23 protein-coding genes are annotated in these 24965 nt (G+C 65.7%); 11 read left to right on the top strand and 12 right to left on the bottom strand.

The window, feature by feature from the left end:
- Positions 1 to 61 precede the first annotated feature (61 nt).
- Positions 62 to 1492 carry a DUF3300 domain-containing protein gene (locus F7R19_RS01150; RefSeq protein WP_150979088.1) on the bottom strand — a complete coding sequence of 477 codons (1431 nt, stop codon included), beginning with the start codon at positions 1490 to 1492 and terminating at the stop codon, positions 62 to 64.
- A gap of 170 nt (positions 1493 to 1662) precedes the next feature.
- On the opposite strand from F7R19_RS01150, the gene F7R19_RS01145 reads away from it, so the two are divergent.
- Positions 1663 to 2643: a hypothetical protein gene (locus F7R19_RS01145; protein WP_061955214.1), complete on the top strand. Its 981-nt coding sequence runs from the start codon at positions 1663 to 1665 to the stop codon at positions 2641 to 2643.
- Positions 2644 to 2678: 35 nt separating this feature from the next.
- Here F7R19_RS01145 and F7R19_RS01140 read toward each other — a convergent pair whose 3' ends face one another.
- The 7 genes from F7R19_RS01140 to F7R19_RS01110 all read right to left on the bottom strand — a co-directional run bounded on the left by F7R19_RS01140 (position 2679) and on the right by F7R19_RS01110 (position 10775).
- Positions 2679 to 3989, bottom strand: coding sequence for a sensor histidine kinase (locus tag F7R19_RS01140; RefSeq protein ID WP_150979087.1), 1311 nt, complete (start codon positions 3987 to 3989; stop codon positions 2679 to 2681).
- A gap of 37 nt (positions 3990 to 4026) precedes the next feature.
- Positions 4027 to 5286, bottom strand: a complete 1260-nt coding sequence (gene cqsA / locus F7R19_RS01135) for an alpha-hydroxyketone-type quorum-sensing autoinducer synthase (protein WP_150979086.1) — start codon at positions 5284 to 5286, stop codon at positions 4027 to 4029.
- 321 nt (positions 5287 to 5607) lie between these two features.
- Positions 5608 to 6369 (bottom strand): TetR/AcrR family transcriptional regulator, encoded by a 762-nt coding sequence (locus F7R19_RS01130; protein ID WP_150979085.1) that lies wholly within the window; start codon positions 6367 to 6369, stop codon positions 5608 to 5610.
- 31 nt (positions 6370 to 6400) lie between these two features.
- The gene (locus tag F7R19_RS01125) at positions 6401 to 7018 is read right to left on the bottom strand and encodes a septation protein IspZ (protein ID WP_150979084.1); all 618 of its coding nucleotides are present in this window, start codon (positions 7016 to 7018) and stop codon (positions 6401 to 6403) included.
- The gene (locus F7R19_RS01120; RefSeq protein ID WP_223505725.1) at positions 7015 to 8454 is read right to left on the bottom strand and encodes a carotenoid oxygenase family protein; all 1440 of its coding nucleotides are present in this window, start codon (positions 8452 to 8454) and stop codon (positions 7015 to 7017) included. Before F7R19_RS01120 ends, F7R19_RS01125 begins: the two co-directional genes overlap by 4 nt.
- 163 nt (positions 8455 to 8617) lie before the next feature.
- Entirely contained in the window at positions 8618 to 9016 is a 399-nt protein-coding gene (locus tag F7R19_RS01115) for a DUF1801 domain-containing protein (RefSeq protein ID WP_150979083.1), read from the bottom strand.
- 211 nt (positions 9017 to 9227) lie between these two features.
- Positions 9228 to 10775, bottom strand: a complete 1548-nt coding sequence (locus F7R19_RS01110) for a hypothetical protein (protein WP_150979082.1) — start codon at positions 10773 to 10775, stop codon at positions 9228 to 9230.
- A 159-nt stretch (positions 10776 to 10934) separates the two neighbouring features.
- Between F7R19_RS01110 and F7R19_RS01105 the strand changes: the two genes are divergently transcribed.
- Positions 10935 to 11555, top strand: a complete 621-nt coding sequence (locus F7R19_RS01105; RefSeq protein WP_211922695.1) for a GNAT family N-acetyltransferase — start codon at positions 10935 to 10937, stop codon at positions 11553 to 11555.
- Between the two features lie 159 nt (positions 11556 to 11714).
- Entirely contained in the window at positions 11715 to 13487 is a 1773-nt protein-coding gene (locus F7R19_RS01100; protein ID WP_170292545.1) for an FAD-dependent oxidoreductase, read from the top strand.
- A 95-nt stretch (positions 13488 to 13582) separates the two neighbouring features.
- On the opposite strand, the gene F7R19_RS01095 is transcribed toward F7R19_RS01100, so the two are convergent.
- Entirely contained in the window at positions 13583 to 14020 is a 438-nt protein-coding gene (locus tag F7R19_RS01095) for a nuclear transport factor 2 family protein (protein ID WP_150979080.1), read from the bottom strand.
- Positions 14021 to 14303: 283 nt separating this feature from the next.
- Between F7R19_RS01095 and F7R19_RS01090 the strand changes: the two genes are divergently transcribed.
- The 6 genes from F7R19_RS01090 to F7R19_RS01065 all read left to right on the top strand — a co-directional run bounded on the left by F7R19_RS01090 (position 14304) and on the right by F7R19_RS01065 (position 20695).
- A complete protein-coding gene (locus tag F7R19_RS01090; protein ID WP_150979079.1) occupies positions 14304 to 15893 on the top strand; it encodes a glycosyltransferase family 39 protein in 1590 nt (529 codons plus the stop codon).
- Positions 15883 to 16329: a GtrA family protein gene (locus F7R19_RS01085; RefSeq protein WP_150979078.1), complete on the top strand. Its 447-nt coding sequence runs from the start codon at positions 15883 to 15885 to the stop codon at positions 16327 to 16329. Before F7R19_RS01090 ends, F7R19_RS01085 begins: the two co-directional genes overlap by 11 nt.
- The gene (locus F7R19_RS01080; protein WP_061955091.1) at positions 16326 to 17750 is read left to right on the top strand and encodes a UbiA family prenyltransferase; all 1425 of its coding nucleotides are present in this window, start codon (positions 16326 to 16328) and stop codon (positions 17748 to 17750) included. Before F7R19_RS01085 ends, F7R19_RS01080 begins: the two co-directional genes overlap by 4 nt.
- A 1-nt stretch (position 17751) precedes the next feature.
- Positions 17752 to 19098, top strand: coding sequence for an FAD-binding oxidoreductase (locus tag F7R19_RS01075; RefSeq protein ID WP_150979077.1), 1347 nt, complete (start codon positions 17752 to 17754; stop codon positions 19096 to 19098).
- Positions 19095 to 19832, top strand: coding sequence for an SDR family oxidoreductase (locus F7R19_RS01070; protein ID WP_150979076.1), 738 nt, complete (start codon positions 19095 to 19097; stop codon positions 19830 to 19832). Before F7R19_RS01075 ends, F7R19_RS01070 begins: the two co-directional genes overlap by 4 nt.
- Positions 19833 to 20149: 317 nt before the next feature.
- Positions 20150 to 20695 (top strand): cupin domain-containing protein, encoded by a 546-nt coding sequence (locus F7R19_RS01065; RefSeq protein WP_150979075.1) that lies wholly within the window; start codon positions 20150 to 20152, stop codon positions 20693 to 20695.
- A gap of 18 nt (positions 20696 to 20713) precedes the next feature.
- On the opposite strand, the gene ampC is transcribed toward F7R19_RS01065, so the two are convergent.
- Complete coding sequence (gene ampC, locus F7R19_RS01060; protein WP_150979281.1) at positions 20714 to 21862, bottom strand: class C beta-lactamase; 1149 nt, start codon at positions 21860 to 21862, stop codon at positions 20714 to 20716.
- 315 nt (positions 21863 to 22177) lie between these two features.
- On the opposite strand from ampC, the gene F7R19_RS01055 reads away from it, so the two are divergent.
- Positions 22178 to 22606, top strand: a complete 429-nt coding sequence (locus F7R19_RS01055; RefSeq protein ID WP_150979074.1) for a VOC family protein — start codon at positions 22178 to 22180, stop codon at positions 22604 to 22606.
- Between the two features lie 13 nt (positions 22607 to 22619).
- Here F7R19_RS01055 and F7R19_RS01050 read toward each other — a convergent pair whose 3' ends face one another.
- A complete protein-coding gene (locus F7R19_RS01050) occupies positions 22620 to 22982 on the bottom strand; it encodes a glyoxalase superfamily protein (protein ID WP_061955081.1) in 363 nt (120 codons plus the stop codon).
- A 172-nt stretch (positions 22983 to 23154) separates the two neighbouring features.
- Between F7R19_RS01050 and F7R19_RS01045 the strand changes: the two genes are divergently transcribed.
- Positions 23155 to 24318, top strand: coding sequence for an AAA family ATPase (locus tag F7R19_RS01045; RefSeq protein ID WP_150979073.1), 1164 nt, complete (start codon positions 23155 to 23157; stop codon positions 24316 to 24318).
- 131 nt (positions 24319 to 24449) lie between these two features.
- Here F7R19_RS01045 and F7R19_RS01040 read toward each other — a convergent pair whose 3' ends face one another.
- On the bottom strand, positions 24450 to 24953 hold the full coding sequence (locus tag F7R19_RS01040; protein ID WP_150979072.1) for a hypothetical protein: 504 nt from the start codon (positions 24951 to 24953) through the stop codon (positions 24450 to 24452).
- Between the last annotated feature and the right edge of the window lie 12 nt (positions 24954 to 24965).

Genomic DNA, 24965 nt, shown 5'->3' with positions numbered 1-24965 from the left:
CATGGCCCTTCCCCCTCGTTGTCGATGGTGGCGCGCGATGCGCAATGGTGCTGGCGTGCGATCAGCGCCGTCCGCCGCCGCCACGGCCGCCCCCGCCACCGCGGCCACCGCCGAATCCACCACCGCCGCCGCTGAATCCACCACCACCACCGCCGCTGAATCCACCGCCACCGCCGCCGCGCTGGCCGGCGTTGCCGCCACCCATACCCGATGAGCCGGCGCTGGCGCGGCCGCGATCGAAGTCGCGCTGTGCGGAACCCCCGCCGCCGCCGACACCCTGGAACGCGTTGTCGCGCCCACCGCCGACGCCGTCGCCATAGCTGGTACGACTCGCCCCGCCCGCGCTGCGGTCCCCCACGCCTGCGCTGCCCCCGCGATTGCTGGAAAGTCGGTCGCCGCTGCTGGCGCGATCAGCCGTACCGGCACGGTCCCCAGCCCGGTCTCCGGCGCGGTCGCCTTGCCGGTTGCCCGCGCGATCGCCAGCCCGGTCCCCGCCGCGGTCGCCTTGCCGATTGCCTGCGCGGTCCGACACCCCTTCGCGTCCGCGTGCATCGTTGCGTCGGTCGGCGCCGCCGACGTTATTGCCGAAGCGTTCGCGCGTGGCGTTGTCGCGATATGCCACGCCTTTGCGGTGGCTGGAATCGTGCTTCCAGCGATTGCCGCCTTCCACCTTGGTGCGGTCGAAACTGCGGTCGATGTTGGTGGCGCGGTTCACGTCGATATTGACGTCGCCGCCGCCCCAGTTGCAGTTCGAGAAAATGGCGCCGGCAGCGGCCAGGCCCACGCCCCAGGCAAAGCCGGTCATCAGCGCGCCGCCCGGATAGTAGGCCGGATAAGGTGGCCAGTAGTACGGCGGATACGACGGATATCCCCAACTGCCGTAGACCACCGTGGGGTTGTAAGACGGCACGTAGATGACCTGCGGGTTGGCCGGCTCGATCTTGACGATGGTCTGCGTGGTCGCGCCCTGTGGCGCTGGCTCGACAATCACGTTCTGCTGCTCATTCGACTTCAGGTTGCCCGACTGCTGCGCCTTGGCGCGCAGGCGCTGCACCGCCGCCAGCACATCCTTTTCCTGCGCCAGGAATGCATCGCCAAGCTTCTGCGTCCAGTCGAGCTTGTCGTTCATCGGTTCGAGCACCTGCGGAAACGCCACCAGCGACTTCACGCTGACATCCCATGGCTGGTCCTGCACGGCCTTGATGGCCGCATCGCCCTTGACGTTGGGATTGGCCTTGAGCCAGCGCGCGGCCTGCACGATTTCCAGCGGATAGGTGGACGCCATCAGCGCCTGCGACAACACCGAATCGGGGTACAGTGCGATGGGCGCCACCAGCGCCTCGATTTCCTCGGGCTTGAAGGTAGGCGGCTGGCTTGCCGCGTTCTGGGCCTGGGCGCCGCCAACGCCTGCCAGCACGCAGGCGACAAGCCACGCGCCCAGCCAGCGCAGGGCCCGCGACGGCCGGATCCCTCGCACGCAGGCGTGCGTCATGGCGTTCTCCCTGACAAATCGAGCCACCACCTCCCGTGGCGGCATCGTTGAGGAACTTATAGATGGCGCGTGCGACACCGGCAATGGAACCTTGGTCCAATACGCAGCATCTGACGGCAGCGCTAATGTGTAGGGCATCGTGGATCGACGCCGGATCGCCGGTGGATGCCATGGCCCGTTACCTGCCACGCCGCATCAGACGAGCCCTACCCGCGGGTGCCGCGTTGCTGGCGCTGGCCAGCGCCGCGCCGCTGTTCGCGCAGACGGCGCCCGACCCGCAGCTGTTTGGCGCGGGCGTCCAGCGGCACGCCGACGCGGTGTTGACGCTGATGAGCTTTTCCGTGGTGCCCGATCTGGCTTCCAGTTCGCTGTCGCTGAACAATTCCCAGACCCAGAACCCGGGCATCATCATGTCGCAACTGGGCGGCGGCTTTACCTTCAGCAAGTCGTTCCCGCTGTATATGGAGGGGGCGATCGCCTATAGCCGCTACGATCCGACGTTTGTCGCCACGCAGGGATCCGAGTCTCGCCCGCTGCCCACGCGCTGGAACACCGTGTCCGGCACGATCGGTGTGGGCTGGGATTTTCCGCTGACCGACGACAAGGAACTGGTGATCCGTCCGATTCTCAATGCGTCGCTTGGCAATGTGTCGAGCGACTTGCGACTCGCCCAGGGCTTCGTCAACCACAAAACCGATCGCGACATCAACTTCCTCGATGGCGGCACGCTCAACGCGTACGGATTGGGCGGGTCGCTAATGTTGGACTGGGAACACTATCGCGAGACGCACGAGATCGACCTCGAACTGCGCTACACCCATATCCATCTGCAGAGCTTTGGCGGGACGTCCGACGCGGTGAAGGGCTCGGCCGAGGCGCAGACTGCAAGCCTGTACGCGAGATGGCGTGCGCCGACGGGCATGCATGCGCTCGATCGGCCGGTCCGATACGTTCTCGAACTGTCGCATTCCCACTATCTCGGCGCGCAGGCCGGGGCGCTGGGCTTCGACTATCTCACCACGGTCGGTGTGGGCCTGGAACTGGACACCAGCGCGCACGAGATCTTCGTCACGCGGGTGCGCACGGTGTTGCGCTATGTGTTCGGCAATAACGTGAGCGGCTTTTCGCTCGGTATCGCCGCCAGCTTCTGAACCGCGCCCGCGGCGCGCGTCACGCCGTCACACCGTTATGCCGTTACGCGCGGCTGCGGAAACTGCAGATCGAATTCGGTGTATTCGTGTTCGACCGAACGGCAGGAAATCGACGCGCCCCAGCTGCGCAGCACGTCGCGGCAGAAGGCCAGGCCGATGCCGGTGCCGCGATGCGCAGGATACGAGAAGAACGGCTGGAACATGCGTGCCAGCACATGCGGGGGCACGCCGGTGGCCGTATCGCGGAACAGCACATGGACGTTGCCTTGCCGGCTCTCGCAGCGGATGCGGATCGCGCCCTTGCCAGCCCGCTTGATGGCTTCCAGTGCGTTCTTGGTCAGGTTGGTGATCACCAGTTCGAACAGTTGCGCATTGCCCATCACCGGCATGGGCTCGGCAATCTCGATACTGACGATGTCCTGATGCGGGACGTCGAACGGAAAGCGCTCGATGGCGCGGCGAATCGACTGGCCCAGTTCGAACACCTCCTGGCGGGCCGCCTTCGGATCTTTTGAATTGGCCACCAGCAATTCCAGGCTGCTGTTGACGTGCGCGAGATCGGCCTGCAGCCGGGCCACTGCCTGCAGCAGGCCGGCGCGTTGCGCCGCCTGCGGATCCAGCGCTGCCGGCAGCGCGTTCCTGAGCCCGTTGGCGGTCATCGTCAGGCTGGTCAGCGGCGTGCGCAGTTCGTGCGCAACGGTGGCCAGCGCTACCGCCATGCCGCGCCGTTTTTCCTCCATCAGCAGTTGGCGGTCGAGCTTGATCACCACCAGCACCGCGATCACAAACGCGATGATCGGGATCTGCAGCAGCAGCGGTTGCCACGGGATGCCGGCCACCGAATGCCCCGCCACCACGAATATCGCAAAGGCCCCTGCCGCGCCGGCCAGCAGCGCGATCGTCGCAAACACCGAACTGAAGTGATAGAGCACCACCACGGCAATGATTACCGATTCGGCCCACACCAGCGACGCGTGGTTTTCCAGGTAAAAGAAGATGAATGCGAAAGGCATGCCGATCGTGATCGCAAACAATGCGTACGCGGGCAGCCAGCGCTTGTGCGACAGTGCCGATGCAAACAGCAAGGGAACGAACAGCGCCGTGCAGATTAGCCTCAGCCAGATGTTTTCATACGGCTGCGGAAATACGTAGGACCAGATGACGAAGTACAGCGGATGTCCGATCACGCCCAGCGCGCCGACCATCTGGATGCGGCGCAGCCGCACGACGCTCTCTTCGTCGAGCAGCGTGGTGCGCGACGCCTTCTCGAACATCGCGCGCCTTGCGTCCCGGGCCAGTCTGGCCACCGCGGACGGGCGTCTGGCTTGCTCTTGCGTTGCTTCCATCTCCGGCTCTGTCTCCTGCAAAGGTGCCGTGCATCGCCTATTGGGGCGAGACACCGCGTCGCGCGCGGCGCGTCGAGGACCATTCTTCGAGCCTCACCTCGTCGCGGATTTCCGCAAGTACCGAGACCAGGCGGTCTATTTCAAAGGCAGTGAGTTTCGCATGCAGCGTAAGGCGCATCAATGCCCTATTCTTGGGGGTAGCGGGCGAACAGAACACCGCGCCGAAGATGCCGCGCCGCTGCAGGGCGTCGCGCAGCACCATCACCTGGGGCTCCGTTCCCGCCTCCAGGCCGATGATCTGCTCCGAACCGTCGCTGATGTTGTAGCCCAGCGCGGTGATCGCCGCCCGCGTGGTTTTCGTGATCTCGTGCAGCTTGGCGCGACGATCGTCGGCTGCGGCGATGAAATCGGCGGCCGCCTCGAACCAGGCAATCTCATGGCGCAACAGGCCGGAGCTGAAGATCGCCGGCCGCGCCTCGACGGCAAAAAAATCCTTGAAAGCGGACGAACAGGTGACAAAGCCGGCCCGGCCGCCGAACGCCTTGGCAAGCGACGCCGTACGGAAGTGAACGCGCTCCGAAAGCCCCAGTTCCGCCACCAGCCCGCCTCCGCGCGGCCCGTGCGTGCCAAGCGAGTGCGACTCGTCGACCACCAGCACGCAGCCCGTGCGCTCGGCCACGCGGACATATTCTTCCAACGGCGCCAGGCTGCCCGTGGTGCTGTAGACCGAATCCACCATGATCACACCGGGTCCGATCCGCTCGATCTGGCGCAACGCGTGTGCAAAATCGTTATGGCGCACCGGTACGGCCTGCGCACCGGCGGCGGTGATCCCTTCCCATAGCGACGCATGGCCGTTCATGTCGATATAGACCGGCACGCCGGGCCCCGCAATACATTGCACCAGCCCAACGTTGGCGGCCCAGCCGGACTGGGCGATCAGGCCGTCCTCGGCCTGCATCAGTGCCGCCAGCTTGCGTTCGACGCGTTGCTGCGGCGTGTCGCCATGGCGGAACACCGACGACATCAGCAACTCCGGCGACTCTTCCAGCAGCGCGCGCGCTTGCGCCTGCACCAGCGATCGCTCGCCCAGCAGGCATAGATAGTCGTTGCTGCTCAGATGCAGCGCGTCCGGCCCCGGCGTGCGCCCGTGCAGCAGGTGGTCGCCGCCCCACAGTTTCTCCATCCGGTCGATGAAGTGGGCGTCCATCCGTTTTGCGATCCATTCCGGCAGCGGCGCGGATCTGCCGGGACTGATAGAAATGGCCAGGTGTGACTGATGTGCGGATAACGGCATCGATGGTTTTCCAGGTCGGAACTGCGGGGGTTGAAATAGGGAATCGCTTTGACGAAAGCTTGAGGCCTACCGGGGAATTGCACTGTGCTCCCCTGCTCCCTGCGGTGCGGAATCGACCGATGCGGGTCCGAAACGTCGTCAAATCACAACAACGCCCGGCAAGACATGTGCAATATCACCGTTGCAGCGTGCATCTTGCCTCAAAGGTATGTCCCGCACATTCCCCCAGGTGGCTGGGCGGACAAAGGCACGGAAAAGGGGCGGCGGCGGTGGCCCGGCGACGGGGCCAATTGCCGGCGCAAGGCGCGCGGCGCCCGGTGACTACGGCTTGCCGGCCGCCTCGGAATCGAGGCGTGCCGCGCTCGCGTCGGCCGCGGCCGGTGCGCATGCGCGCAATCCGCGCAGGCAGAATTCAGACACCACGGCGGCCATTTGGCCGACGTCCATCGGCTCGGGCGAAATGCTGGACACGCGCGCGTTGCTGGCCGTCAGCGTGGCCAGTCCGTGGGCGGCGATCCACACCGCGAAGGCCAGTTTGTCCTCGGAAAGGTGCACGGGAGGTTGGCCATCGAGGCAGGCGGTTACCGCTTCGCGCACGCGCGAAAACGAGTTGCCGGCGGCCTGTGCCAGTTCAGGGTACTCGTCGCGACGTTCGATCGACGGGCCGAACATCAGGTGAAAGCGCGCCGGATAGGTGTGGGCGAATTCCGCGTAACCGACCAGCAATCCGCGCAGGCGGTCAGCCGGAGTGCTATTGGGCAGGCTGGCAGCCTTTTCGCTCTTGAAATCCTTGAGTTCACGAAACGCCTGTGCGGCGATGGCGGCCAGCAGTCCGTTGCGATCCTGGAAATGGTGCGAAGGCGCGCCGGGCGATACCCCGGCGAGCTTGGCCGCGGCGCGCAGGCTCATCGCGCCGATGCCTTCGGTATCCAGCAGATGCAGGCCCCAGGCAATCAGCGATGCGCGCAGGTCGCCGTGATGCCACTGTCCCTGCGGCTTGATGGCGCCGCCGGTGGTTGCGTTGGGCGGCCGATGCGTGCCGCTGGCGGCGGCCGAGGCAGAAGCGCGGGATTCTCGGGTCATACCGGATACGCAGGAACAGGGGGCTTCCATCTTACATCGCGATTTGGCTATCGGCCGATTCGCCGCCGGGCCCGGGCTGCAGCGACGATTCGCCCGCGGCCGCGGCGGGCGCGCGCCTGCGCAGCGCGGCCTTCACCACCGCGTATTGCACGCAGAACAGCGCCGCCTTGGATGCCGCCGGATAGATTGCGATAAACGTCGGCCAGGAAGCCGTGTGCCAGACCGCCACCACAAGGTTCAACGCGGCCGACACCAGCATCAGCGCGGCCCACGCGTAGCCGAAGAGCGTCATCTCGCGCGCCACCCGCGGTGCCACTTCGGCCGGCACATAGCGATTCATCCACCCCTTGCGCAACATGACGATGCCGATGACCAGGAACAGCACGCTGGGCTTGGCCATCACGAAGCGCGCATCGGACGTCAGCCACGTGGCGATGGAAGACACCACCACCGACGCCAGGCTGATCCATTGCAACACCGCGACGCGCCGGCCCTGGAGCCGTTCGCGCGCCACTACCGCGAGCGCTATCGCCAGCCCCGCGGCGGTGGCGATGGCAACGTTGACATGCAGCGCCATCAGCACCGCAAATACCAGCACGCCCAACGTATCGAGCACCAGCGGCTTGGCTACACGCAGCAATCGGCTCATGCGCAATCTCCTGCAACCCAGTTGCCGTGGAAACCGAACGGCACGCGCTGGGGCAATGCCACGGTAGCGACCGGGCCGGCCGCGATATCGCCGGCATCGAGCACCAGCAATTCGCTGGTATTCGATGCGGCGCGCCACACCACTGCCAGGATCCAGCCGTCGCCTTCGGCATCGCCGCGCGCGGCAAACACCGGTTCAGACGTGACATCGCCGGGCGGCAACCAGAACGCGCGCGATGCGCCGGTCGAGACATCGACATGCACGATGCCGCTGAGATCAGACTCGCCGGGGCGCGACGCGGCAAACCAGCCATGGCGATACTTGCGGCCCGCATACCGGTCGTCGATGCGCGGAAACTCACCGGCCACATCGCACAGACGCTGTTGCGTGAACGTGCCGCTGCCGGGCGTCAGGTCGAAGGTCCAGCGCGCAAGGTAGGCCTGCTGGCGCGCCGGGTCGCCCGGAGATCCGTCCGGGCGCGGAAACAGCGGCGGTTCCTCGTACACCATCACGTCGGCCAGCAGCGAATTGCCAGACTGCCACGCGTTCATGGTGTGAAACACATAGCAGGCGGGACCCTCGTACCAACGCACCGTAGCGGACGGCCCGTCGCGGTCCAGCACGCCGATCATCGACGAACGGCCGCCCTCGAACGCATAGGCCGGCAGCTTCTGCTCGGCGCGCTGGCGGCTGCCGGTCAGCGGCAGGATCGGAATCAGCAGATGGCGCTCGGTCATCATGAAATCGTGGACCATGCTGCAGTACGGCGCATCGAACCTGATCTGGCGCGTGATCCGCCCGTCCGGCGCGATCGTGCCGACTGTGATGGCGGGCGTGAACGGGCCGTCGGCGTTATAGCCGAAAAAGAACATCTCGCCGGTGTGGGGATCGATCTTCGGATGCGCGGTGAACGGGCCGCGCTGTCTGGCCGAGTCTGCCCCGCCTGGTGCCGCGCCTGGCTCCCCGCCGTACTGCGCATAACCGAGCGTTTCGAGCGTGCGCGGCATGATGCCGGTCGGCCAGTGCGCTTCCTCGAGCGCCAGCAGTTGCCCGGCGTGCCACACGATATGGGTGTTGGCCACGCCGCGGTCGTCACCGGCCCAGTCGGGCGCATCGGAGACTTTCCCCGCGAAGGTCCGGAACAGTGGACGCCCGGCGCGGTCCTCGTCGCGCCATTTGGGCGTGCGCACCCAGCGGTTGCGATACGCCGCCGCGCCGTGGGTCAGCGAAATCGCGTGGATCATGCCGTCGCCGCCAAACCAGTGCGTGGCCGCCGACGGAAACCGCGGATTGGGGCCGATCCGGAACAACGTCCCGCTCAGCCCGGGCGGCAGCGTGCCCTGCACCGCCAGCCCGCCGGCGTCGATCTCCTGCATGACCGGCGCGTAGTTGCCCTGTTCCCAGATGCTCTGGGGCGCTTGCTGTACTGGATCCACTTTGCCTCCCATCAATTTGAACATCGTATAGTTCGACGTATTCAAGGTGGTAGGCTGAGTTTTGTCAAGAAACGTTTGAATCGAACGCCGGGCGCCCATGAAAAAGGCTGTCACTGCGCGTTGCAGGACAGCCTGGTTTTCTGGCGAGCGCCCGGTGGCGGCGTCAGGTCTTGGTCTTCGAGCGGTTCAGGGCCACGGCGGCCTGGATCAGCGTCCGCAGCGCTTTTTCGTCGATCTTGTCGCCTTCGTGGAAATCGATCGCCCGCCGTGTGTTGCCTTCCAGGCTGGCATTGAACAATCCGGCCGTATCGGGCAACGACGCACCCTTCGCAAAGGTCATTTTCACAGCGGTCTTGTAGGTTTCACCGGTACAGAGGATGCCGTTGTCAGACCACGTTGGCACGCCGCGCCATTTCAATTCCTCGATGACCTCCGGATCGGCCGCTTTGACGATGGCGCGCAGACGCCCGAGCATCGCGCCGCGCCAGTCGGTCATCGCGGCGATTTTCTCGTCGATCAGTTGCGATGCCGAAGGACCTTCCTGCGTGTCGTTCTTCTTCACTGCATGTTCTCCTCGGATGGAATGGAGCCTGGCATGACCGCGAGCGATGACGCCGCGCGCCGCGCATCGCCATGGCAGGCGACGCCGCACGCCAAAGCTTACTGCAGCCGTGATCGCTCTCGACAAAAGAAAAAGGACGCCAGTGGCGTCCTTGGCGTCCTAAGCGTCCTTTGCTCGGTCGGCCCCGGCCGCACACCGGAGCGCCGCGCGATCAGCCCAGAATCCGCGCCGCGTTGGGCTCCAGGAAGATCTTGTCGTTCATGCTGGCCATGATGCGGTCGCGTTCTTCGCCTTTGTCCCGCAGCCCGGTTTGGCTGTTGCGCTCGGCGGCCTTGACCATGGCGAGAATATCGATGGTGCGGGATTTCGACGTGGGCGTCGTGTAATCCTGTTCCAGCTGACCCATCACGTATTTCTGCGTCTGCTGCGACTGCTCGGCGGTTTGCGTAACCGTGGCCTTCACCAACTGGCCCTTGCGATAGGCAAATTCGGTCTGGCTGCTGGCCTTGTCGTGAATCTGCTCATAGTAATAATTCTGCGAATACTTGCTTTCGGTCAGATTGAGCGGAATATCGGGCGTCAGCGCGCGATGGTAGCTGGCGTCCAGACTGGACTGCTGGGTCTGCGTCACGCCGCGGTCGGCCTGGCCGCGTCCCTGCAGTTGGGTCGTTTGCGAAACCTGATACGCAAACGCATCCACTTCGTCGGATCGCTTCGGATTGACCGATTGTGGCGTCTGCGTGACCGACGCCGAAAAATCCGCCAGACCCGTCAGCAAGCCGCGGTCGCCATTACTGAGCGTGAAGCGCGACTGCTGCGTCGTGGTGGTGTTGTACTGGCTGTGCAAGGCGCTGAACGCGTCCTTGAACATCGACATCAACGACGCATCGCCCTGCCCGCGCGTTTTGGCGTCGTCAAACTGCTGCAGATACTTGCTGACCGCCTTGGCTTGCTGTGCCGGCGTGCCGAAGGTGACCGCCTTGGTCATGTCGACGCTGAGGTCGACGGTGCCGGCCGGGCCCGCCGCGGTGACCGAGCGATGTTTGTCGTCGGCCTGGAAGTCAAGCGTCTGCGTCTGATTGTTGCCCAGCGACAGGTTGGCCTGCAGCCGCACCGACGACAGCGCCGTGGCGTCGTATTGCGTCAGGCCGTTCAAGTCCAGCCGGGGCGGCGTCTGCGTCAGGCCATCAATCGATTTCTGGAACGATTCGGAAAGCTTGCCCAGCGCATCGCGCTCCGCATCGGTCAGTTGGCCGTCCTTGACCGACATCTGCACGCTCAGGCGGTCGCCGTTGCTGCCCAGCTTGATATTGACGGTCGCACCGCTGCGCGTGGTGACGGTCAGCGCGATTTCGTTGGCGGCCGGCGCGTGCAGGTCCGCCGACGACACGGCATCGGCCGATTGGCCCGGCGCCAGCTGCATGATCGACTGCGAAAAACTCGCGCCGTCGGCCTTCACCTGATCGAGCAGCGCCGCGCCAAGTCCGCCGAAGCGCGCCGATAACGTCGAGCCCGACATATTGCCGGCCATCCGCATCGAGATCAGGTCGTTGGACGCATGCTCCCATACCGGTGTTGGCGTCACCGGCGTGATCGAATAGGTGGGCGACGCGGCCGACTGGCCGAGCGTGACGGTAGTGGACGCAGTGGGCTGTGCCGCAGCGGGCGCGCCATTGGAGGCGGCGGCGGCGGCCGCGGCCGGGCTGCCGGACTGCGTCAGGGCGAGGCTCTGCGAGCCCACGGAGGAGATGGCGACCATACGATCCGTATCCACTAGGGTTGATCCAGTGTAGTGATCTAACGGCAACTTTCTGGTGGACTTTAGGGGCGATCAAGCGCGCCGGTCCGATTTGGATCGATCGGTTGGATCGCGCCGCCGTGTTGTCTACCATTGACGGCACGCCCCTCGATCCTGCCGATGCCCGTCAATCCGCCCGATTCCTCCAATCCGCCCGCACCCCGTCCTGCCGATCCAGCCGGCGCGGCCGAATCGTGCGCCCCGCGCCTGCCCATGCGGGTGACTTTGCGGGATGGCCGCGAGGTCCTGCTGCGGGCGATCCGCGATGACGACCGCGCGGGCGTGCTGGAAGCCTTTGACCTGCTGTCGGCCGACGCGCGTTATACCCGCTTCATGACCGCGATGAAGGATTTGCCAGACTCCATGCTCGAAGCGGTCGTCCACCCGGTCGGACACGACTGCACGCTGGTCGCCGAAATGACCGACGGCTCGGGCGATCTGGTCGGCGGCGCGCGCTACAACGGCATTCCCGGCAGCAAGCGCTGCGAATTCGCGGTCACGCTGCTGGATGGCTGGCGCGCCAACGGGCTGGCCAGGCGCCTGATGGAAGCGCTGATCGACTGCGCGCGCGCCGAAGGCTTCGAGCTTATGGAAGGCTACATCCTCGCTTCCAACCGGGGCATGCGCGGGCTGGCGCGCCGCCTTGGCTTCAAGGACGTGGCCTCGCCCGACGACGCCACGCTGCGCGTGGCGACGCTCGATCTGCGGCAAGCGCCCGGCAAGCCGCCTCGCGCGGACTGATCCGCTGCCCGCGTTCCGCCGGTTGGTGCGCCGCCGCACGGAGCGCACGCTGGCGCGCAAATACATTGCCGACGTGGACGGATCGCTTGCCCGGCCGTCCGTAGGCCCTGGCGCGCCCCATCGCTCGCCGCGATGACAAGAAAAACCGGAGAGGCATCGATGGCCCCGAGCACCCCGTCGCCTGAGGCGACCCTGCAGACCCGCGTGTGCATCATCGGCGCCGGTCCGGCTGGTATCGCCTGCGCGCTGGAACTGGCGCGGCGCAAGATCGATGTGGTGCTGGTGGAAAGCGGCGGCGCCCGATCTCATACGCCAGCGCAATCGATGTGCGACGCCGAGATCGTCGACAGCCGTCGCCATGCGCCGATGCAGGACGCCGTGCGCCGCGCGCTGGGCGGCACCTCGTGGTTATGGGGCGGGCGCTGCATCCCCTTCGATCCGATAGATTTCGAGACGCGCGACCATGCGCCGGGCACGGACTGGCCGATTTCGTACGCGCAGATATTGCCGTGGTACGACATCGCCTGCGACTACGCCGATTGCGGCCGGCCGGCATTTTCGCTGCACCAGCTTGACGCGGCCACGGCGGCGCGTCCGCTTAGCGGCACGTTCCGCGCAGGCGATTTCATCGCGTCCGATCTGGAACGCTGGAGTGGCGAGCCGAACTTCGCGCAACGCTACGCGCAGGTGCTGACATCGCATCCGCATATCCGGCTACTACTCGATTCCACCTGCGTCGCCATCGACCTCGATCCGCACAGCGAACAGGTGCGCGGCGTGGTGGTGGCCAGCGGCGAGACGGGCGCCGCGCGCGTGCGCATCCAGGCCGAGCGCTTTGTGCTGGCCTGCGGCGGGCTGGAAGTGGCGCGCCTGCTGCTCAACGCCAACACCCGCCACGACAACCGCCTGGGCAATCGCAGTGACATGCTGGGCCGGCACTATATGGGACATATCTCCGGCAAGATCGCCAGCGTGCGGTTCCATGCCGACCCGGCGCGCACGATCTATCACTTCGAACGTGACGCCCAGGGGTTCTATGCGCGGCGGCGGCTGACCGCGCCGGCCGCGGTGCAGCGCCAGCATGGCCTGCTCAATACCGCGATGTGGCTGGACAATCATCCACCCGCCGATCCCGCGCACGGTAACGGCGTGCTGTCGCTGGCCTATCTGGCGCTGCGCACGCCGGGGCTGAATCGCATGCTGGCCGCGCCCGCCATTGCCAAGAGCGTCACGGCGGCCAATGCGCGGGGCAGCCAGGCCGCGCACTGGCGCAACGTGGTCCGCCAGTTGCCGCGCATCGCCACGTTTGTGCCGCCGTTCGTCTATCGGCGCTATTTCGCGCGGCCGCGCCTGCCGGGCTTCTTTCTGTCGAGCCCGAACAATGTGTATGCGCTGCACTATCACGCCGAACAATTGCCGTCGCGCGAAAGCCGCGTGACGTTGGCCGACAGCGTGGACGCCTACGGCATGCGGCGTCTGAAGGTGGATCTGCGCTATCAGCCCGCGGACGGCGAATCGGTGCTGCGCCAGCATGCGCTGCTGGACCGGCATTTGCGCGAAACCGGCGCGGGCCGGCTCGACTACTGGATGCCCGAATCCGAGCGGCTGGCCGCCGTGATGGCGCAGGCCACCGACGGTTTTCACCAGATCGGCACCACGCGCATGGCGGCCGACGCGCGACGCGGCGTGGTCGATCCCGATTGCCGCGTATTTGGCACCGACAATCTCTATGTGGCCAGCAGCGCGGTGTTTCCGTCTTCGGGGCAGGCCAATCCGACCCTCACCATCCTGGCGCTGACCGCGCGGCTGGCCGACCATCTGGCCACCCAGCTCAGCGCGCTGGTCGCGTGCGACGTGCGCGCGCCCGCTCACACGGAGCCAGCAGCCGACGCACCGATGGCGGCAAGCACGTCGCACGGCTACGCGGGCTGATTGGGACGGCGCGAAGCAAGTCGGCGCACCGCGGCCCGTGCCGGGGTGCGACGGCCTCGGCCGCCACGTCCGGCGCGTGGCTCACACGCGCGCGCTCAGCCTTGCGCGGCGGTGAGCGTTGCCTTGTTTGCGCCGAGTTTCGCGCCCATCGCGTCGGCCAGCGCATGCAGGCCGGACATCGGCCGCACCATGACCTCGAATTCCTCGATCTTGCCCGCATCGTCGAAACGCAGCATGTCGATGCCCTTGAGCGCCTTGCCGTTAATTTCGGCACTGAACTCGAGCACCACGCTCTTGCCGTCGGCCGAGGCAAGCACGCGGTGATAGGTGAAGTTCTCGAACACCGTGTTCACGGTCTTGAGCACCAGCTTGATCGCGGCGCGGCCCGGATACGGCGTATGGGCGACCGGCGAGCGGAACACGATGCGGTCCGACAGCAACGGATCCAGCTCTTCCATGGCGTTGCGCGCCAGCAATGCGTGCCAGGCGGTCAGCGTCTGCCGCGCCTCGGGGATCAAGCCTTGGACGTCCATATCAGTCTCCTCGATGTTTTATCTGTCGTTTCCCCGCCTTTGGGGACCTATGCAACTGGTTGCATAGCGGCAAATGATAGCGCGACATCGGGACGCTGAACAGTCCGGTCGCGCGCGATATCCGCTACGCGCAAGCGTCGGCCGGCCCTTCGTTCGCTATCCAACAGACCCCGCGCAGCCCGGGCCAGATACTCGTTCGACGGCTGGAGATCCGGGGAAAGCGTTTGCCATGGCGGATTCCGGTCGACCGCGCCGCCGACTGAAATCGCCGAGGAGAAACACCGTGCCGCCCTATCTGAATGCGAACGACGCCACGCAAGCGGAAGGGACGCCATGCGGCCCGCGCACCGCGTCGTCGACCGCATGGCAGGCGCGCGCGTTTGCGCTCGGCTACGGATTGCTGTGCGTGCTTTACGGCGCGGTGGCCTATCTGTCGCTCGGTTATGACGACGAATTCACCAACATGGGCCTGGTCGAGCGATTGGGTCTTGGCGTCGTGCCGTTGATGCAGACCGAGGATGTGCATCCGCCCGGCTCGTATTTCATCAACTGGCTGCTGCATGCCATCACCGGCGACTGGTCGCTGGTGCGGCTGGCCACAGCGCTCATGACCGCGGGCGCCCTGGTGTATGCCACGGAGGCGATCCGCCAGCGCCACGGCAATCGCGCGGCGGCGCTGCTGTTCGTCTTGCTTTGCCTGAATCCCGCGATCCTGATGTGGTGCACCGGGGTGCGCTGGTACGCGTATTTCGTACCGGTGCTGGTGTGGCTGAGCATCACGCCCACGCGCGATGGCTGGCGTTACTGGGGCAAGTGTTTCGGCGGACTGGTGGTGCTCGGCTATCTCGGCTACGCGGTGTTTGTGGTGGCGTTGCCGGTGCTATGGCTGTACTGGACCGGTACGCGGCAAAGCGTGCGCGAGCGCCTCGTCGGCATCGCCTGGGCCGCGCCGTTGGCCGCGCTGCTGTATGCGTACCAGTTCCATATATTCCTGACCGTTCACCTGCAGTCGAAGGGATCGCAGGTGTCGTCGATGACCAAGAACCTGATGGGTTTTGCCATCGCGCAAATCTCCAATCAGGGCGTATTTCCGGTATCGGCGCCGGCACTGCTGTCCGCACTGGGACTGAGCGGCATGGTGGGCCTGGCGTTCGCGCTCGATGCGCGCGGCAACCTGCGCAACCGCTACCTCCACGCCTACGGACTCGGCGTCGCAGCAACCCTCGCGACCGGACTTGCCGGCAAGTTCCGCAATCTTGTGATCGTGTCGCCATGGCAGGCGTTATGGCTGGCCACGCTCCGTGTGCCGCCGGCGCGCGCCCGACTGTTCCTGGCATGTTTCGCGGCGCTGGCGCTAGGCAATCTGTGGGGCGTCTTCAACGTTGCCACGCATCAGAACACCACCAAGAACAGCTGGGACCTGCAACTCGCTCCGGTCCTGGCCGACCTGCAACGCCAGCGCGCCGAGTGCGGTGGCGATCTGGTGGTGGTGGCGCATGACCCGGCGCTGAACTGGCATGTCGATGTGGGCGGATATCCTCAACTGGGGCCGTTCTCGCGCCAGACGCTGCCGGCCGACGTGCTCGCCGCCCCGCACCGCTGCGTCGCCGTGGTGCGCAGCTACGCGGGCATGTTCGACACCGCAACGATCGACCGCATGTACGCGCAGGCGGACGCGCTGCGCCACGCCGGCGAAGCGCGCCAAGTGTTCGGCCGCGACGCCAACTATCGCATCAAGCAGCGGCTCGACGGACGCTATCCGCAATACCAATTCGATATCACGATCTATCGCGACGTCACGGGCCTGGACGCGCTGACTGCGTGGCAGCCTCTCTCGCTGCGCAACGAGGATGGAGCGCCGCATGGACGCTAGCGCCGCGCGCATCGCCGTGACCTATGTCGTACTGGCGGCGATCGCCATCGTCGCCAACATCGGCGCGCAGGATCTCTTTTTACGGCTGTACGGCGGCGCGTACGACATCGTGCTGTCCGTGGCGATGGGCACAGGCGTTGGCCTGGTCGTGAAGTACGTGCTGGACAAGCGCTTCATCTTCGGTTTCGAGGCCGACAACGCCGCGCACGATGCGCGCGTGTTCGCGCTCTACACGGTCATGGGGCTGGCCACCACGGCAATCTTCTGGGCCTTCGAATTCGGTTTCGCACAGATCTTCGGCACGCACACCATGCGCTATGCGGGCGGCGTGCTGGGCCTGAGCCTCGGCTACTACACCAAGTACCAGCTGGACAAGCGCTTTGTGTTCAGGCGCGGCTGGAGCGAGCAGTCCGTTTGCATCGGAGAAGGTAAATGAGCCACGCCGCCGTTCCGTTGTGCGTCGATCTCGACGGCACACTGATCCACGCAGACCTGCTGGTGGAAACCTGCGTGGCGCTGCTGCGCAAGAATCCGCTGTACCTGTTCCTGCTGCCCTGGTGGCTGCTGCGCGGCAAGGCCCATTTGAAAGCGCAGGTCGCCAGCCGCGTGTTGCTCAACCATGCCGCGCTGCCGTTTCATCGCGAGCTGCTGCAATGGTTGACCGATGAGCGCCGCGAAGGCCGCCAGATCTGGCTGTGCACCGCATCCAACCAGCGCCTGGCCGAAGCGGTGGCGCTTCATCTGCAATTGTTCGACGGCGTGCTGGCCAGCAGCGACACGCTCAATCTATCCGGCAAGCAGAAGGCCGAAATGCTGGTGGCGAAGTTTGGCAACCGGGCTTTCGACTATTGCGGCAACGACACCGTCGACCTGCATGTGTGGTCGGTCAGCCGCGGCGGCGTGGTGGTCAACGCGCACGGCGACCTGGAGCAGCGCGCGCGCCAGGTCACCGACGTCTACCGCACGTTTGGATCGCCGGGCCATCACGTCCGCGCGCTGTGCAGGCTGCTGCGTCCGCATCAATGGGCCAAGAATGCGCTGCTGTTCGTGCCAGTGGCCGCCGCGCACCGCATCCTCGACCCCACCGCGCTGGGCCATGCCGCACTGGCTTTTCTGGCGTTCTGCCTGTGCGCGTCATCGGTCTACGTGCTCAACGACATGCTCGATGTGGAGGCCGATCGCCAGCATCCGCGCAAATCGCAGCGGCCGTTTGCCAGCGGCGCGCTGCCGTTGAAAGCCGGCTTTGCGCTGATTCCGCTGTTGTTGCTGGCCACCGCCGGCATTGCCTGGCTGCTGCCGGTACAGTTCGGCCTGACGCTCGGTGGTTACTATCTGCTGACGCTGGCCTACACGCTGGGCGTCAAGCAACTGGTGATCGTCGATGTGCTGTGCCTGGCCGGGCTTTACACCATCCGCATCGTGGCCGGCGCGGCGGCCGTGGCGGTGCCGCTGTCGCTCTGGTTGCTGCTGTTTTCGCTGTTCCTGTTCCTGAGCCTGGCGCTGGTCAAGCGCTTTGCCGAACTGCAGGTGATGCAGCGCCAGGGCAAGCTGGAAGCCGCCGGGCGCGGCTATCGGCTGGACGACCTGGCTCTGCTGGAAAGCCTCGGCACCGGCGCCGGTTATATGTGCGTGCTGGTGCTGGCGCTCTATATCAACAACCCCGTGGTGGAAACGCTGTATCGCCATCCCGAGGTGCTTTGGGCGCTGTGTCCGCTGATGCTGTATTGGATCACGCGCGTCTGGGTGGTGTCGCATCGCGGTCTGATGCACGACGATCCTGTGATGTTCGCGCTGCGCGACCGCGCCAGCCTGGTGATCGGCGTGCTTGGCGCGATCGTGATCTGGGCCGCCACGTGATATGACGCGCCAGACCGTTTTCTCGTGGGGCCGTACGGCGCCGAGCGAAAGCGATGTGCTGGCCTTGCCGAGCCGCTTCGACGCGCTGCCCGCGCTGCGCCCCGATAGCCCGAGCATGCTGCCGTTCGGCAATGGCCGCAGCTACGGCGACAGTTGTCTGAATCCCGGCGGCACGCTGCTTTCCACACGCTATCTCGATCATTTCATCGCGTTCGACGCCGCAACCGGCGTGCTGCGCTGCGAAGCCGGCGTGCTGCTGTCCGACATCCTGAAACTGATCGTGCCGCAAGGCTGGTTCCTGCCTGTTACGCCGGGCACTCGCTTCGTCACCGTGGGCGGCGCGATTGCCAACGATGTGCATGGCAAGAATCACCTGAGCCACGGCACCTTTGGCCGCCATGTGCGCGCGCTTGCGCTGCGGCGTTCCGACGGCGCGACGCTGCAGTGCTCGCCGCACGAGAACGCGGACTGGTTCGCGGCCACCATCGGCGGGCTGGGGCTGACCGGTGTGGTGCTGTGGGCCGAAATCCAGATGCGGCCGATCGCCTCGCCGTGGGTCGAGGAACAGACCGAACGCTTCGCCAGCCTCGACCAATTCTTTGCGCTGTGCCACGCCTATGCGGACACGCACGAGTACACCGTGGCGTGGATCGACTGCTCGGCCGGCGCGCATCGCGTGGGACGCGGCCTGTTCACGCGCGCCCGCCACGCCCCTGCCGATGCGCAGCCGCCACGCCATGGCGACCGCCCGCGATCGCGCAGCATGCCGTTCACGCCGCCGTTTTCGCTGGTGAACCGGCTCAGCGTCGGCGCGTTCAACACGCTGCACTATCACCGCACCGGCCGCGCGGAGCCGCCGCGCCTGACCCACTGCGATACCTTTTTCTATCCGCTCGACCATATCCTGCAATGGCATCGCATGTATGGCCCGAAGGGTTTCTACCAGTACCAGTGCGTGGTGCCGCCCGACGATGCGCGCGCGGCGCTGCACGCGCTGCTGAGCGAAATCGGCCGTAGCGGCGCGGCATCGTTCCTTGGCGTGCTCAAGCAGTTCGGCCCGCTGGCGTCGCCCGGGCTGCTGTCGTTTCCGCGCGAGGGGTTCACGCTGGCGCTCGATTTTCCCAACGCGGGTCCGCGTCTGCATGCGTTGTTCGAGCGGCTCGACGCGATCGTGGCCGGCGCCGGCGGCCGGCTTTATCCCGCCAAGGACGGGCGCATGAGCAGCGCATGCTTCCGCGCCGGATATCCGCAATGGGAAGCGCTGACACCCTATATCGACCCGGCATTTTCGTCGGGATTCTGGCGCCGCGTGACGGATGGGGCCACCCATCGGGAGATGAGCAAATGAAGAAGGTGTTGATCGTCGGCGCGACCTCGGCCATGGCCGAAGCCACCGCGCGACGCATGGCCCAGCGCGGCGATGCATTGTTTCTGCTCGGCCGCAGCGCACCGCGCCTGCAGGCCATGGTCGACGACCTGCGCGCGCGCGGCGCGCCGCACGTGCATATGGCCGTGATGGACGCCAACGACTTCAGCTCGCACGACGGCATGATCGCGCTGGCCGACGCCACGCTTGGCGGCATCGACATCGTGCTGATCTCGCACGGCACGTTGTCGGACCAGTCCGCCTGCGCGCAGTCGGTGGATCTGACGCTGGCCGAATTGCGCACCAACGCGCTGTCGGTGGTCGCCCTGCTGACCTTGCTGGCCAACCTTTTCGAGCGCCGCCGCGCCGGCACCATTGCGGTGATTTCGTCGGTGGCCGGCGAGCGCGGCCGCCAGAGCAACTATGTCTACGGCAGCGCCAAGGCCATGGTCACCGCGTTCATGTCCGGGCTGCGGCAGCGGCTTGCCAAGGCGGGCGTGGCCGTGGTCACCATCAAACCCGGTTTCGTCGATACGCCGATGACCGGCGCCTTCCGCAAGAACGCGCTGTGGATCGGCCCCGACGCCGCGGCGGGCCATATCCTTGCGGCCATCGACCGCGGCGCGGCCGTCGCCTATGTGCCCGGCTTCTGGCGCTACATCATGCTGATCATCCGCGCACTACCCGACGCGGTATTCCGCCGGCTGGCGCTGTGAGATGCCGGCTGGCGCATTGGCGCGGATGCCGGAAAGCCCATAGCGACATCGAAATGCCATAAATGCAAAATCAGACAAAGTCCTACAGCGCGCGAATTGCCACGGCCTTAATCTTCATCTCAGGACTTGACCCGTCCTGATAACCTCCCCTGCAAGCCCGTCAGGCCTTACCGCCTGGCGGGCTCTTTTTTTACGGCACGCAGGCGACGTTGGCGACGCCACCTCCGCGCACCCGCTTTGTGCGATTCCGCATGTTTTGCCGTTGCCGGCTCGGGCAATCATCGCCTCATCAGCCGACAAGAGAGGAGACATCAGACATGCGCCAACCACCGGATCTGCTCCGCCAGGCGGGCACCTTTGCCAGCATCCGCGCCCTGCCCGATGCATCGTGTCCGATCGAACCGGGATGGATGCGCAGCGGCACACCGCGCACGCGCTGCAACCAGCATTCGTCGACGCTGGACGGCTTTGCCTGGACCATGGTGTGGGACTGCACGCGCAGCACGTTCGAATGGCACTACACCATCGACGAAGTGGTGGTGGTGCTCGAAGGCAGCGTGCGCGTGACCGACTGCCATGGCGTCAGCCACACGCTGGGCGTGGGCGATGTCGGATATTTTCCCGCCGGATCGTCGTGGTTCTGGGAAGTCGACGACTACGTGCGCAAGATCGCCTTCTGCCGCGATGAGGTGCCGCGCGGCCTGCGTCTGCCGATGCGCGTCGTGCGCCGGTTGCAACGCGAATTCGGCTCGCACCGCAATGCGCTGGCCGTTGCATGGCGCCTGCTGGTTGACGGCTGCCGGCGCGTGGTTCGCCTGGGGCGCGCCACGGCGACGATGATGCTGATGAGCTTTCCGCTCTAGGCGCTACGGGCTTGGGCGTTAACGCGCGGGCGCCGCAGAGCCGTTCGCGCCGCCGCCTTCCAGCGACTGAAGGATTCGGTACGCGGCCTCGACGCGCGCCGGGATCGGCAGGTTTCGATTGGCCAGCAGCACGATGCCGATGCGTCGCCCGGGCACGAACGCGGCATAGGCGCCGAAACCATTGGTCGATCCGGTCTTGTTGATCAGCACGTCTGGCGACGCCGGTTGCGGCGGTTGCAGCGCCGTCACCGGCTGCGCTTCCAGCACCATGCGCGCGGCGTTGCCGGCCAGCAGGTCTTCCAGCGCGACCGGCCACGCATAACGTTCCCAGCCAAGCGCCTGCGTCATGCCGCCGCTCTGGAAATAGCCGGTATGCGTGGCGGACAGCGCCCGGCGCAAAGCGGCGTCGCGGATCGTCGCGCCGTCCATATTCAGTTCGACAAAGCGGATCAGGTCGCCCGCCGTGGTCTTGATCCCGTAAGCCTGCGCATCGAACACGCCCGGCGTCACGCGAACCGCCGTGTCGCCGTTGGCATAGCCCCAGGCGTAATCGCTGGCGCGCGCCTGCGGCACGCGGAGCCAGGTGTGCGAAAGCCCCAACGGCGCAAGAATGCGCTGCGTCATCGCCGTCGCAAACGACTCGTGCAGCGCACGCGCCGCCAGTTCGCCAAACAGGCCGATGCTGGGATTGGAATAGCGGCGATGCGTGCCGGGCGCGTAGGTGGGCTTCCAGGTGCGCAGCCACTGGATCATCTGCGGCATGTCGGCGATCTGGTCGGGCACCTGCAGCGGCAGTCCGCCCGCGGTGTAGGTGCCGAGTTCCAGCAGGCGGATGCGATCGAACGCGCTGCCGGCAAGCGCCGGCATATAGCGGGATGCCTTGTCATCGAGCGACAGCGCGCCGCGTGCCTGGGCGTAGGCACCTAGCGTTGCAGTGAATGTCTTGCTGAGCGACCCGATCTCGAAGATCGTGGCATCGGTAACGGGCTGCCCGCTGGCCTTCGACGCCACGCCAAAATTGAATACACGATGCTGGCCCCCGGCAGTAATCGCCACGGCCATGCCCGGCACCTTGTATTCGGCCATGACCGGCCGAATCGTCGCACTGACGACATCCGCAATGGCGTCCGGCGCGGCGGCTGCGCTGGCCGATATCGGCATGGCCATCGCGCCGATTGCGATGCCAGCAATAGGAGCAAGGCGGGAAAGACGCCCGATATGTGGGATCGACGTGCAAAACTGCGTGTTCATGGCAATTCCTGGCAGGCCACAGGCGACGAATCACTCACTGGCGACGCGGATGGCGGCGCTCGGTGCGGCAAGAACGGGTCAGCATTGTATCCGCCCGCCCGGCACTACAATGGCAGCCTCCCACCCGCCGTCGCCGCCCCATCGTCACGTAGAGCCATGGCTTGCCGAAACCGGCTGGACCGACCATGCAGACGTGGCGATCCGACGGACGCGATTCTCCATGGAGCTCTCATGAAACCCCGCATCTCCGTACTGACGCTTGGCGTGACCGATCTTGAGCGTGCCGTCTCGTTCTACCGCGACGGACTGGGCCTGCCCACGCCGGGCATCGTCGGCAAGGAGTTCGAGCACGGCGCCGTGGCGTTTTTCGATCTTCAGGCCGGGCTCAAGCTGGCGCTGTGGCCACGGGCCGCTCTGTCGTGGGATACCGGCTTGCCGGCCAGCGCGCCATGCCCGACCGGATTTTCGATCGGACACAACGTTGCCAGCAAGGCGGAAGTCGATCAGGTAATGGCGCAAGTGCGCGCGGCCGGCGGCCACATCGTCAAGCCTGCGCAGGACACCTTCTATGGCGGCTACGCGGGCTACTTCCAGGACCCCGACGGCAATCTCTGGGAAGCCGCGTGGAATCCGCAGATCCTGCCGGACGACGCGGCCTGAGCGCCGGCGTGACTCAGGGCGCCGGCTGGCAGAAGCAGATGCGGTTGCCGAACGGATCCTTCACATTCAGCAGCCGCCCCCAATCTGCGTCTTCCACGCCCGGTTTGGCGTACGTGTACTGGCGCGCCGTCAACTCCCCATGTAGCGCGTCGATATCGTCGACGGTCACGTAGATCGCCGATCCGGGCGTGGCGTCGCCGTGATGCTCGCTCAGGTGCAAAGTCAGGCCGGAACGCGTGACCTGCGCATAGAGCGGGAAATCCTCGCCAAACCGATGCTCCCAATCGAGCGTGAAGCCGAGAAAGCCCAGGTAAAACTCCTTGGCCTTGTCGACCGAAAAGATGCGCAGTATCGGAATGGCGGGCGATAGTTGCATGGCGTTTTGACGAGTTTGGGGCCGGAGGGAACTGAATTGTGGCAGCGCCCAAGTCAATGTGGAACCTTCACCACCCCTTTGCGCCACATAGATCACATTTACGCCGTCGCGCGTTTTACTTGAAATTATAGGATCCGTATAATTATTTGAATCCCATAATTCCACATAAACCATGAGCTACCTCTACCGGCGCCCTGAACTCGCCCATCAGATGGCCAGGCAGTTGCTGCATCCCAGCGTGCTGGATGAAGGGCTGCGCTCGGGCCTGTTCCTTTCCGGACTGCGTCGCATTGGCAAGACCACGTTCCTGCTCAACGACCTGATCCCGGCGCTGGAAGATCTCGGTGCCATCGTGATCTATGTGGATTTATGGAGCGATACGCAGCGCAGTCCGGCCGCGCTGATCCTGGCGGCGGTCAAGAAAGTACTGGCCGAGCTGGAATCTCCCGGTGCCAGCACCGTGCGCAAGCTCAAACGTCTGGCAGGCGCCGATGTGGCGGCCTTCGGCTTCAAGTTCGGTTTCAAGCTCGATCACCTGGGCGAGCCGGGCGGTGCCACGCTGGCGCAGGCGCTTGGCGAGATCGTCGACCAGGCCCGCACCGACGTCGTACTGATTGTCGACGAGGTGCAGCACGCGATTACCTCCGACGAAGGCAGCCAGATGCTGCTGGCGTTGAAGGCCGCGCGCGATGCCATCAATCCGCGTCCCGACACGCCCGGCCACTTCCTGTTTGTCGGCACCGGATCGCACCGCGCGCTGGTTGGCGAACTGACGGCACGCCGCAACCAGGCGTTCACCGGCGCGACTTCGGTGTCGTATCCGGTGCTGGACAAGGCGTATGTCGCCTATCTGCTCGATCGGCTGTCGGCCGAGGGTTTCACCGCCCTGCCCTCGCTCGACGTGGCGGTGCAGGCTTTCGAGACGCTGGGCCATCGGCCCGAGGAAATGATCAAGGCGCTGCGCCAGCTTCATTTCCACTTGCCGCCGGACAGCAACCCCGACGAGCACTTGCCGATGATCGCCACGACGCTGCGGTCGGCGGCGGCCGATATCGAACTGATGAAACTCGAACAGCTCGGCGGACTGGCCACGGCCATCTTCGACCGCATCGCGTCGGCCGAAGGCGACGCACGCGGACTGTTTTCCGCGGACGCCGCCGCCGCGTATTCACGGGCCATCGGACGCGAGGTCAAGGTCGAGGAAGCCCAGCCGGTGGTCAACGAACTGATGGCGACCAACCTGATCATGCGCAAGGGCCATGGCCTGTACGGCATCACCGACCCGTTCGTGCAGCAGATGTGGCGCGAACGCAAGGCGATCGAAGGCAAGCTCTAAGCGGCGGCGCACCTTCGCCCCCTCGACTGGCAGCTTCCGCGCCGGCATCCGCATGCCGTCCGCGCCCTTCGGCGGTCCACGCCGCCGCTGGGTTGCGTGGACGGCCGCCATAGACCGCGCAGTTGGTCGAGCTAGTGGAATTCGTTCGCCCGGAACTTCGATTCGGGCAGCAGCCGCCGCACCGCGCCGATCAGGTTGAAATGGCGCACACTTTCGGGCGGCCGATAGTGGCCGCTGTCGTTCGACCAGTAGAACAGCTCGCCGTGGAGAAAAACCAGTTCGCCGGCAAAAAGCACGTCTGCGCCGCGTGTCAGCGACGTATGCCCCCTGACGACCAAATCGCGGCGCGAGCCTCCCACCACATAGTTGCCACGCGACACCGCGCAATAGAGGCGTCCCGGATCCTCGACCAGGACAACGAAGACGAAGCGGCCATGCGGTACCGGTACCGGCAGCGTCTGCGGCGATTGCGGGATCAGGTAATAAACATTCTGTGCGACGCGCTCAAGCTGAAACACTTGCGCAGCGCGCGCCGGCCTTTGCAGCCGGGTGGTTGGCCGCATGCCGAGCGGCCGCATTTGCACTCGTTGCGCGTACAGCGCGGCAATGGATAGTCGTTGATCTGGTGTGAGCATATGTCGAGTCCT

It is taken from the genome of Cupriavidus pauculus, assembly GCF_008801835.1.
GTDB lineage: Bacteria > Pseudomonadota > Gammaproteobacteria > Burkholderiales > Burkholderiaceae > Cupriavidus > Cupriavidus pauculus.
The sequence above is the reverse complement of the archived record's forward strand: the minus strand, read 5'-3'. Positions and strand labels throughout refer to the sequence as shown.

What these genes read in the sequence shown, in the direction of transcription:
- F7R19_RS01080 (WP_061955091.1), top strand. Translation starts at nt 16,326, where the DNA reads ATGAGCCACGCCGCCGTTCCGTTGTGCGTCGATCTCGACGGCACACTG.
- F7R19_RS01075 (WP_150979077.1), top strand. Translation starts at nt 17,752, where the DNA reads ATGACGCGCCAGACCGTTTTCTCGTGGGGCCGTACGGCGCCGAGCGAA.
- F7R19_RS01100 (WP_170292545.1), top strand. Translation starts at nt 11,715, where the DNA reads ATGGCCCCGAGCACCCCGTCGCCTGAGGCGACCCTGCAGACCCGCGTG.
- F7R19_RS01055 (WP_150979074.1), top strand. Translation starts at nt 22,178, where the DNA reads ATGAAACCCCGCATCTCCGTACTGACGCTTGGCGTGACCGATCTTGAG.
- ampC (WP_150979281.1), bottom strand. Translation starts at nt 21,862, where the DNA reads ATGGCCATGCCGATATCGGCCAGCGCAGCCGCCGCGCCGGACGCCATT.
- F7R19_RS01110 (WP_150979082.1), bottom strand. Translation starts at nt 10,775, where the DNA reads ATGGTCGCCATCTCCTCCGTGGGCTCGCAGAGCCTCGCCCTGACGCAG.
- F7R19_RS01050 (WP_061955081.1), bottom strand. Translation starts at nt 22,982, where the DNA reads ATGCAACTATCGCCCGCCATTCCGATACTGCGCATCTTTTCGGTCGAC.
- F7R19_RS01045 (WP_150979073.1), top strand. Translation starts at nt 23,155, where the DNA reads ATGAGCTACCTCTACCGGCGCCCTGAACTCGCCCATCAGATGGCCAGG.
- F7R19_RS01125 (WP_150979084.1), bottom strand. Translation starts at nt 7,018, where the DNA reads ATGAGCCGATTGCTGCGTGTAGCCAAGCCGCTGGTGCTCGATACGTTG.
- F7R19_RS01065 (WP_150979075.1), top strand. Translation starts at nt 20,150, where the DNA reads ATGCGCCAACCACCGGATCTGCTCCGCCAGGCGGGCACCTTTGCCAGC.
- F7R19_RS01105 (WP_211922695.1), top strand. Translation starts at nt 10,935, where the DNA reads ATGCCCGTCAATCCGCCCGATTCCTCCAATCCGCCCGCACCCCGTCCT.
- F7R19_RS01095 (WP_150979080.1), bottom strand. Translation starts at nt 14,020, where the DNA reads ATGGACGTCCAAGGCTTGATCCCCGAGGCGCGGCAGACGCTGACCGCC.
- F7R19_RS01070 (WP_150979076.1), top strand. Translation starts at nt 19,095, where the DNA reads ATGAAGAAGGTGTTGATCGTCGGCGCGACCTCGGCCATGGCCGAAGCC.
- cqsA (WP_150979086.1), bottom strand. Translation starts at nt 5,286, where the DNA reads ATGCCGTTATCCGCACATCAGTCACACCTGGCCATTTCTATCAGTCCC.
- F7R19_RS01085 (WP_150979078.1), top strand. Translation starts at nt 15,883, where the DNA reads ATGGACGCTAGCGCCGCGCGCATCGCCGTGACCTATGTCGTACTGGCG.
- F7R19_RS01145 (WP_061955214.1), top strand. Translation starts at nt 1,663, where the DNA reads ATGGCCCGTTACCTGCCACGCCGCATCAGACGAGCCCTACCCGCGGGT.
- F7R19_RS01130 (WP_150979085.1), bottom strand. Translation starts at nt 6,369, where the DNA reads ATGACCCGAGAATCCCGCGCTTCTGCCTCGGCCGCCGCCAGCGGCACG.
- F7R19_RS01140 (WP_150979087.1), bottom strand. Translation starts at nt 3,989, where the DNA reads ATGGAAGCAACGCAAGAGCAAGCCAGACGCCCGTCCGCGGTGGCCAGA.
- F7R19_RS01150 (WP_150979088.1), bottom strand. Translation starts at nt 1,492, where the DNA reads ATGACGCACGCCTGCGTGCGAGGGATCCGGCCGTCGCGGGCCCTGCGC.
- F7R19_RS01040 (WP_150979072.1), bottom strand. Translation starts at nt 24,953, where the DNA reads ATGCTCACACCAGATCAACGACTATCCATTGCCGCGCTGTACGCGCAA.